Here is a 1,230-nt window from a genome sequence, read left to right as displayed (position 1 = left end):
CTAGTGCCGCATCAGGCAACGTTCGCCCTGGTGACGACTTCGCGTAGTCGTTCGTCGGCGGCGTGCTTGTTCCGCCAGATGATGTAGCGGCGGATCATGCTGCCCTGTTCCTTGTGGCTGGGGTGGTCGGTGCCGTCGAGGGCGAAGTAGCGCAGGGCGGTGAACTGGGCCTCGATCCGGTTGAGCCAGGAGCTGTTGGTCGGGGTGTAGGCAATCTCGACGTTGTTCGCCTCGGCCCATGTTCCGACCCGCTGGCACCGCTTGGTGGTCAGGTGCGGCGAGTAGTTGTCGCAGACGATCGCGATCCGCACGTCCATCGGGTGCAGCGAGCGCAGGTAGCGGCAGAACTCGAGGAACTTGGAGCGGTTCTTGGTCTTCTTGACGTGCCCGTAGAGTTGGTCCTTGGCCAGGTCGTAGGCGGCGAACAGGTGTCGGACTCCGTGCGGGCGGGTGTAGGTCGCCCGCCGCCGGGGCCGGGGATCGCGGTCGATGTCCTTATGCTTCCCGCCGCGTTCGGCCCACTGCCGGCCGGGGTGGGGCTGGAGGTTGAGCGGGCCGAACTCGTCCAGGCAGAAGACGACTTCGGGTTCGCCGTCCTCGGGTATGACCTCGCCGTCCGCGATCGCGTAGAGGTGCTCGACCCGGGCCTTCTTCGCGGCGTAGTCGGGGTCACGGGAGGTCTTCCAGGTCTTCACGCGTTGAAACGAGACGCCCTCCTCGCGGAGCAGGACCCGAAGGCCCTCGTGGCTGATGTCGTCGACCACCCCCTCGGCGACCAGGAAGTCGGCCAGCTTGGCCAGGCTCCAGGTCGAGAACGGCAGGCCGTGCTCGGCCGGCTTGGACTTCGCGATCTTCTTGACCTCGCGGCGCTCCGGCAGCGTGAACGTCCTCGGCCGTCCGCCCTTGTACTTCGGGTAGAGCGAGTCGAAGCCGTCGGCGTTGAAGTTGTGGATCACGTCGCGGACCCGGTCCGCGCTCGTGAACGTGACCTCGGCGATCTTCGCCACAGGCATGCGCTGGGCGGACAGCAGCACCATCTGGGCCCGCCGCCAGGTCACCACCGACCCAGTGCCCCGGCGGACGACCCGCAGCAGCCGTCTGCCCTCGTCGTCATCGATCTCACGGACCTGCACGCGTTCAGCCACGTGATCATTCTGACTGTCCGGTTGCCGCCAACGGCAACCGGACAGCATGCCGCAACGGGGCGAACGTTGCCTGATGCGGCACTAG

The 1,230-nt window shown here is 66.7% G+C and carries 1 protein-coding gene; it reads right to left on the bottom strand.

Annotated elements, in window-relative coordinates; translation table 11 throughout:
* Nucleotides 1-11: 11 nt before the first annotated feature.
* Complete coding sequence (locus ACPC54_RS42115; protein ID WP_498973048.1) at nucleotides 12-1,145, bottom strand: IS630 family transposase; 1,134 nt, start codon at nucleotides 1,143-1,145, stop codon at nucleotides 12-14.
* Between the last annotated feature and the right edge of the window lie 85 nt (nucleotides 1,146-1,230).

This window comes from Kitasatospora sp. NPDC094028 (genome assembly GCF_049543595.1).
Lineage (GTDB): Bacteria > Actinomycetota > Actinomycetes > Streptomycetales > Streptomycetaceae > Kitasatospora.
This window is presented reverse-complemented; position numbering and strand designations above follow the sequence as displayed.